General features: G+C 63.3%; 7 protein-coding genes. 1 reads left to right on the top strand and 6 read right to left on the bottom strand.

Translation table 11 applies throughout. The features are described 5' to 3' along the window. Positions 1–28 precede the first annotated feature (28 nt). Complete coding sequence (locus ENZ75_RS15210; protein ID WP_063169639.1) at positions 29–829, bottom strand: helix-turn-helix transcriptional regulator; 801 nt, start codon at positions 827–829, stop codon at positions 29–31. A 113-nt stretch (positions 830–942) separates the two neighbouring features. Here ENZ75_RS15210 and ENZ75_RS15205 point away from each other — a divergent pair, with 113 nt between their 5' ends. After that, a complete protein-coding gene (locus ENZ75_RS15205) occupies positions 943–1803 on the top strand; it encodes a hypothetical protein (protein ID WP_063169638.1) in 861 nt (286 codons plus the stop codon). 284 nt (positions 1804–2087) lie between these two features. Here the strand turns inward: ENZ75_RS15205 and ENZ75_RS15200 are convergent, their stop codons facing one another. From ENZ75_RS15200 to ENZ75_RS15180, 5 genes are all read right to left on the bottom strand, one after another. Then, entirely contained in the window at positions 2088–2654 is a 567-nt protein-coding gene (locus tag ENZ75_RS15200) for a hypothetical protein (protein WP_063169637.1), read from the bottom strand. After that, positions 2651–3880 carry an AAA family ATPase gene (locus ENZ75_RS15195; protein WP_063169636.1) on the bottom strand — a complete coding sequence of 410 codons (1230 nt, stop codon included), beginning with the start codon at positions 3878–3880 and terminating at the stop codon, positions 2651–2653. Before ENZ75_RS15195 ends, ENZ75_RS15200 begins: the two co-directional genes overlap by 4 nt. A 281-nt stretch (positions 3881–4161) precedes the next feature. Beyond that, entirely contained in the window at positions 4162–5907 is a 1746-nt protein-coding gene (locus tag ENZ75_RS15190) for a SulP family inorganic anion transporter (protein ID WP_063169635.1), read from the bottom strand. A 69-nt stretch (positions 5908–5976) separates the two neighbouring features. Then, a complete protein-coding gene (locus ENZ75_RS15185; protein ID WP_063169634.1) occupies positions 5977–6255 on the bottom strand; it encodes a helix-turn-helix transcriptional regulator in 279 nt (92 codons plus the stop codon). Between the two features lie 269 nt (positions 6256–6524). Next, a partial coding sequence (locus tag ENZ75_RS15180; protein WP_164887832.1) for a phosphatase PAP2 family protein occupies positions 6525–7142 on the bottom strand: 618 nt, incomplete at its 5' end.

Genomic DNA, 7142 nt, shown 5'->3' with positions numbered 1-7142 from the left:
GTGCTGAGACGATTGACGCGGTGCCTGGTCAGGCCGGCAGCGGCCGCTGTCCTTTCGCGGCGGCGGGCGTATCAGGCCTCGCCCCGGCATCTCGCGCGTGCGGCCCGATCGGCATGATTGCCGGAAATGGCGTCGCGCCAAAGGCAAACGTCCATTTGTAGCCGATCAGGCCATCCTCCGGCGTCGTGTGCTGGTCGTGATGGGCGAGCAGCTTGGCGCGGTCGGCGAGATCCTCCGCCTCGCGCCGCACCATTTCAGCCGTCTCCGGCCGCATCCGCCTGGAGAAGCTGACGAAGGTCGCTTCCTTGTCGATATGGGTGATGGCCCAGCCGATGAAATTCTTGTTGGTCATCTCGAACAGCGGCCTGAGCGGCCCTTCGAAGTTCCACTGGATCGGCGTCTCGACCAGCAGTCTCGCCGAGAGACCCCGTCCGAGCGCGATCAGGCCGAGTTCCTCGAGATCGCGCAGATAGAGGAACATCGAAGCCTCGCTCAGGCCTTGCGAGCGCATGATGCCTTCGGGCGTGAACTTTTCTGACAGCATGACGAAGATGAACAGCAGCGCCGGCCGGCTGGCGAGCTTGCGCTCGATCTCCGGCGCGATGTGGTTGACCGGCCCAGGCCCCCGGTTCATCGAGCCGAGCACGTTTTCCAGTTCGACACCGGCCGCAGCGCAAATCTCCATCAGCCGGTCGAGCTTGCAATTGCGCTCATGGAAGATACGCTTCACCGTCGGTTCGGAAACGCCCATGCGTTCGGCCAGCGCGCGATAGGTGACGCCCTTCGCCTTCAACGTCCGCTTCAGCGCCTGGAAGATCAGACCGTTCATTGGATGCACCTCTTGTCGCTAGTTTCGTATCGATATTCGATACTAGCGGCGTCAGGCCTTTCCGAAAAGTATCGAAAGCCATAGCTCTGCCTCGTCATCTCAGGAGAGCAGTCATGAACACCCTCATCACCTCAACCTTTATCGCCGTCATCGGCATTGCCGCAGTGCCCGCCGCGGAGGCCGGCGAACTCTGGCGCGCCACCGGGCTCGAACAGCCGGAATCGGCCCTGTTCGACGCCGCTGACAATCGCATCATCGTTTCCAACATATCAGGCAATCCCGGCGAGGCCGACGGCAACGGTTATCTCTCCGTGCTGTCGCTGGACGGCAAGACGGTCACCCAGCACTGGACCGACGGCATGGACGCACCCAAGGGCATGGCGATCTCGGGCGGCAAGCTCTATGTCGCCGACATCACGAAAGTCCGCGTCGTCGACCTCGCCAGCGGCAAGCTGGTCGCCAGCATCGCGGTGCCGAACGCGGTCTTCCTCAACGACATGACATCGGACCAATCCGGCAAGGTCTATGTCACCGACATGCTGGCCGACGCCATCTACCGCATCGATGGCGACCGGCCGGAGCTGTTCGTCAAGGACGGGGCATTGGCTTCACCCAACGGCATCTTCGCCGATGGCGGCCGATTGATCGTCGCCTCCTGGGGCAAGGGCATCAAGCCCGACTTCAGCACGACGGAGCTTGGCGGCCTGCTGTCGGTCGACATCGCCAGCAAGGTGGTTTCGCCCTTGCCGGCCGCCCAGAAATTCGCCGATCTCGACGGCGTCGTAGCCATCGGCGGCACCATCTATACCACCGCCTACATGACCGGCAAGCTCTACCGCCATCATGCGGGCGGCGCGCCGGAGGTGGTGGCGCAGTTCAAGCCGGGCAGCGCCGACATCGGCGCCGATGGCAAGTCGATCCTTTATGTGCCGTTGATGAACGAAGGCGAGGTTGTGGCGCTGAAGCTCGATTGAGAGCCATGATCGGCGCCTCAGGGCAGAGCTGCGAGACGTTCGCCAACGGCCGATGGACTGTCGTTAGTCGGCGAGGATCGTATTGTGGCCAATTAACGACGTCCCCGGATCGGCCCACCTTGTGCCAAGCGCCAATAGCCGACATTGCCGAGCAGATATTTTGATCTCGCCTTTGGGCCGGGAGCGGAACGTCCGGTTCGGGACGTGCTTGTGGCGAAGCTTCCGTCGCCACCGGTTCACCGCCGCCGGCGACCATACAGCGCGGAAGTCGCGTATCCCGATCGCTAGAGCACCCCGATACTGCGGAGCAAGGCTTGTAGTTCGGCCTCGACACCTGCCGCCCGCAGGACGGCATCCCGATTAATCCGGCGCGCCAGGTTGGCGCGCGTCATGGGCTTTTTGTATTCCGGCCATTCCTTTTCGAGCGCCTTAACCGCCCCCGGCGTATCGGGCGGGCGGTTGGCCGCCTTGCCCTCCAGATGGCGCAGCAGCATTGCCTCAAAGCAGGGCCGTTGCCAGAGAATCGTGATTCCGTTGTCGGCCGCGAGCTTGCGCGTTCGCTCGGCGCGCTGCGGATCGCGCTCGGCCTGGTCAAAATCCAAAAGCGCGAAGCGTTCCGCGGGCGCACGGCGTTTTCTCTGGAGCAGCTTCAGGCGCAGCACCGCCATCTCGATACGCGACAGCGGATCGCCGGTCCCCGGCCCCAATTCGTCAACGTGCAGGTGCACCGGCAAATTGGCATCGCGGATCAGATCTTGCAGAAAGCCGGCATAACCGACTTCTGACGCTCCCTCGCAGCCAATATAAACCGGACGGCGAAGCTCGATATATGGCGGGCGACGACGGCTCATCCGAGGTGTGGAACCCCGCCGTATGCACCGCTCAGATATTTGCGGTAATGGTTCTCGTCGCGGCGCACCTTCACGTCCATGAGGCTGTAAAGGTGGCTGCGGCCCTGCCGGTCCTTCTCGCAGATCACGATTTCCTCCTTGTTGAGGTCATCGAGCAGCGAGGCCGAATGGCAGGAGAGCCATAGCTGCGCGTCGAACTTGTTACGTCCCGAGGCCGCATAGAACCAGCGCACCAGCTCGGGCAGCATGTTCGGGTGAATGGCCGCGTCCATTTCGTCGATCGCGGCGATCCCGCCGGTATCGAGTGCGCTCATGATGAAAGGGAACATCTTGATAAAGGCCCGCGTGCCGTGGCTTTCCATCAGCCAAGGCATTTCGACCGCAAGACCCGCGTGCTTAAACAGCAGCAGCGGCCCGTTGTCCGTATGCTGAAAGCGCATCCCTTCCACACCCACATCTATGCGGCTTAGCTCATCCTTCAGCCGCGAGACGACGTTGGGCTGGTTCTTTAGATAGTCGATCACGTCGCGATCGACGAAGGAGTGCACAGGCTCAATTTGGAAGAAGGCCTTGCGCGCCGTATCCACAAGAAGCTGCGCGGTCGGGTGCTGGAATTTCGCGAATGATGACAGCACCGTGTGATTGCCGGCGAGCGTCTTCACGAGGTGCTGGAAGCCCGAGAGGCTGAAGGTTTTAGAGTCCTTCACCTTGCCCTCGGCATCGCGCTCATAGACGCGCTGCCATTTCCCTTGGCCGTTCGGCCTCTGGCGCAGCGACTCGGACGCGATCCGCACCGCGAGCCCTTCTTTGAGTTCGATTTCCAGTTCGTAGCGGTAAGTGCCTTGCTCGACCTTTTCGCCGCTCGTGGCGCGCTGAAAGACTTCCGGCGTCAGGTTTATGATGCCGCCCAGCTCGATCGCGAACCGGATCGGCCGACTGCCGGGTTCCACGTCGTTGAACCGCTCGATGCCAGCGAAGCCTGGCACCGTGCGCGCTACGCTGTCGCGGATCATCGTCACGACGAATTCGAGCGCGCGCAGCACCGTCGTTTTACCCGAGGCGTTCGCGCCATAGAGGGCGACGACCTTCGGCGCGCGCACGTCCGCACCCTCGAAGATGGGGGCATAACGGCCTTCAGGATCGGGCACTTTTCCATCCACCGACAGGTCGAGCACCTGCGGATCGCGGATGGAGAAGAAGTTTTCGACCTCTAGCTTGTAGAGCATGGGATACCTCACTTGGGGATATAATAGAATCTATAACGATATTTCGTCAATAATTCGATTACAGGATCGCTTCATGCTCACCGAGGATTGAGCATTGGCGGCGCAACGTGGATGGATGCCAGCTTTCGGAATCGGAGGTTGGTTCTCGAAATGACCAAAAAGAGGCGCAGTGCGGTTGTTCACGTCGCGCCGTGCGTGAGTCAGCTCAACGTCAAGAAGTTGGCATTCAACAGGTGGACACCTTGTCCTGACTATGGCCACCGGCCGGCAAATCCCGGCCCCTACCCCGCCTCCAGCTTCCCTTTCAGCTGCGCCCGCGCATCCTTGATCGAGGCGGCGTAGGTCACCAGCGGGCGCTTGACGCCGTGGGTGATCAGCATGCGTCGGATCTGCGGCGCGGCACCCGATATGATGAAGCGGACACCGGCGCGTTTCGCCTTGTGGGCGGCGCCTTCGATGACGTTGGCCGCCGTCGAATCGAAGAACGGTACGGCCGAGCAGTCGAGGATGAAGTTCCTGCGCTGGTCGGCTATGCGGTCGAGCACGGTGCCGACGGTCGATGCGGCGCCGAAGAAGAAGGCGCCCGAAATGCGATAGACGACGGTGTCGGCGTCGGTCGCCTCGCTGGCATCGTAGGCCTTGGTGCTGTCGGCGACATCCTCCTGCACCAGCGGCTGATCGGCCTCGACCGCAATCGACTTGGCCATGCGGTCGATGAACAGGATCGACCCCAGCACGAAGCCGACGACGATGCCTTCGGTGAGATCGCGGAAGATGACGAGCAGAAAGGTCGCCATCAGCACCAGCGCATCGCCGCGCGAGGCACGCAGCAAGGTGGCGAAGGCCTGTTTCTCGAACATATTCCAGCACACGACCGCCAGCACGCCGGCCAGGGCGGCGAGCGGGATATAGCTGGCGAGCGGCGCCGCCACCAACATCAAGGCGAGCAGGATGGCGGAGTGGACGATGCCCGAAACCGGTCCGTGGGCGCCGGCCCGCACATTGGTCGCCGTGCGGGCGATGGTGCCGGTGGCGCAGATGCCGCCGAACAGGGCGGATGCGATGTTGGCGAAGCCTTGCGCCACCAGTTCGCAGTTGGAACGATGCCGGCGGCCCGTCATCCCGTCGGCGACCACCGCCGAAAGCAGCGATTCGATGGCGCCCAGCAAGGCGAAGGCAATGGCATCCGGCAGCACGTCAATCATCCTGTCCAGGCTGATCGGCGGCAAAGCGGGCATTTGCAGGCTGCGCGGTATACCGCCAAAGCGGGTGCCGATCGTCTCCGCCGGCAGTGCGAGAAGCGCCACGACCAGCGATGCCAGCCCGATGGCGATGAGCATTGCGGGCCATGTCGGCCGCCAGCGCTTCAGGCCGGCGATGGTGGCGACGGTCAACACCGCCACGAAGGTCGCCGCCGGGTTGATGGTGCCGGCCGCCTCGCCGACCGCGATCAGCTTCGGCACCAGCGGTCCGGGCTCCTTGCCGGCAAGCTTCAGCCCGAACAGTTCGACGATCTGTCCGGAAAAGATGATGACGGCGATGCCGGCGGTGAAGCCGACCGTCACCGGATAGGGAATGAACTTGATGTAGGTGCCGAGACGGAGATAGCCGATGGCGAGCAGGAAGACCCCTGCCATCATCGTTGCCAGCAGCAGCCCGTCAATACCGACCCGGGCAACCGTCGCGGCCACCAGCACGATGAAGGCGCCGGCCGGGCCGCCGATCTGGAAGCGGCTGCCGCCGAGCGCCGAAATGATGAAGCCGCCGACGATCGAGGTGTAGAGGCCGCGCTCGGGCGTGACTCCCGAGGCGATCGCGATGGCCATCGACAAGGGCAGCGCGACAATGGCCACCGTCAGCCCGGCAATGGCGTCCGCCTTGGCGTCGGCGAAGGTGTAGCCCTCGCGCCAGACCGTCACGAGCTTTGGCGTGAACAATTCGGGAAATGTCGGCTTTGCCGACTGGTGGGCCGACCTTTGGGCCGATCTGGGGGCCGGTTCATGCCCTGCCCGCTGCGTCTGATCCATGGACTGCCTTTCGCACCCTGAAAGGCGGCGGGATCGTCGGCAGGGCTGTCGGCGGTCGCCGTCGCGACTTTATGCCGGCTCAGCCTTGGGATCCGGCGGCACGGCAGACTTGAGGCGCACGCCCCGGCCGCCGCGCTCGCTGGCCTGATTCTCGCCGATCAGCTCCACCCCGGCCTCGTCGAGGGCCTGGATGACCTTCATCAGCGTGTCGACCACGCCCCTGACCACGCCATCGCTCGCCTCCATGCGCTGGATAGTCGGAAGCGAAACGCCGGCGCGCTCGGCGAGCGTCTTCTGATCGATGCCGGCCAGCGCCCTTGCGGCGCGCATCTGCGCGGCAGTGATCATCGGCCGGAATCCCCGTCTGAGTCTGCAGGAGTAAGGTATAATATCATCATTCTGATGTTTCAAGCATTAGGATGAATGTTTGAGACGTAAGTAGCGGCGCCTGACTGGCCATTTTTTAGATACTTTCCCGGGATTGCGCGCTAAGGTCTTCCATCTGGGCAGGGAGTAACGCGGTTGAATATCTTCAAGACTTTCATGACATCGGCAGCCTTGCTGTCGGCGGTTTTCCTGTTGGCCGGCTGCGGGCACGGGCTGATCAACCGGCTGATCTAGTCTCCAGTCTCGCCGTCCGGGTGCTGCCCACGCCATCGCTGCCACGTCCGGGCAGCGAGCCAGCACAGCATCGCCCAGACGAAGCCGGCGCACCAGCCGGCCAGCACATCCGACGGCCAGTGGACGCCGAGATAGACGCGGCTGATGCCGACCAGCAGCGTCGTCAGCACCGCCAGCGACAGCACATAGATCTTCGTCGTTCGACCGGGCAGGAAGCGTGCCGCCAGCGCGCCGAGCGTCAGATAGGTCACCGCCGACAGCATGGCGTGGCCGCTGGGAAAAGACAGCGTCGTTTCGTTGACGAGATGCGAGACGAGTTCGGGGCGCGGCCGGTCGATTCCGGCTTTCAGCAGGCTCGACAGCATCTGACCGCCGGCCACCGCCACGAAGATGAAAAGGGCGGTCGCCGGCCTGCGGATAAGCAGGAGATAGACGATTACCGCCGTCACGATCAGCACCAGCACGCTGCCGCTGCCAAGGCTTGTGATGTCGCGCATCGCCCCTTGCAGCCACATCGGGCCGATCGGGCTGTCAGGCCGCCCCGCCTGGCGGAAGGCGAGCAGTATTTCGGTGTCGAAGGCGTGCGGGGTGGTGGCGCGCGCCATCTCCATCAG

This window comes from Mesorhizobium sp. M7A.F.Ca.CA.002.04.1.1, from assembly GCF_004022805.1.
GTDB lineage: Bacteria > Pseudomonadota > Alphaproteobacteria > Rhizobiales > Rhizobiaceae > Mesorhizobium > Mesorhizobium ciceri.
Note: the sequence above shows the minus strand (reverse complement) of the source record. Positions and strands in the feature narration are given on the sequence as shown.

What these genes read in the sequence shown, in the direction of transcription:
- ENZ75_RS15210 (WP_063169639.1), bottom strand. Translation starts at nt 829, where the DNA reads ATGAACGGTCTGATCTTCCAGGCGCTGAAGCGGACGTTGAAGGCGAAG.
- ENZ75_RS15205 (WP_063169638.1), top strand. Translation starts at nt 943, where the DNA reads ATGAACACCCTCATCACCTCAACCTTTATCGCCGTCATCGGCATTGCC.
- ENZ75_RS15200 (WP_063169637.1), bottom strand. Translation starts at nt 2,654, where the DNA reads ATGAGCCGTCGTCGCCCGCCATATATCGAGCTTCGCCGTCCGGTTTAT.
- ENZ75_RS15195 (WP_063169636.1), bottom strand. Translation starts at nt 3,880, where the DNA reads ATGCTCTACAAGCTAGAGGTCGAAAACTTCTTCTCCATCCGCGATCCG.
- ENZ75_RS15190 (WP_063169635.1), bottom strand. Translation starts at nt 5,907, where the DNA reads ATGGATCAGACGCAGCGGGCAGGGCATGAACCGGCCCCCAGATCGGCC.
- ENZ75_RS15185 (WP_063169634.1), bottom strand. Translation starts at nt 6,255, where the DNA reads ATGATCACTGCCGCGCAGATGCGCGCCGCAAGGGCGCTGGCCGGCATC.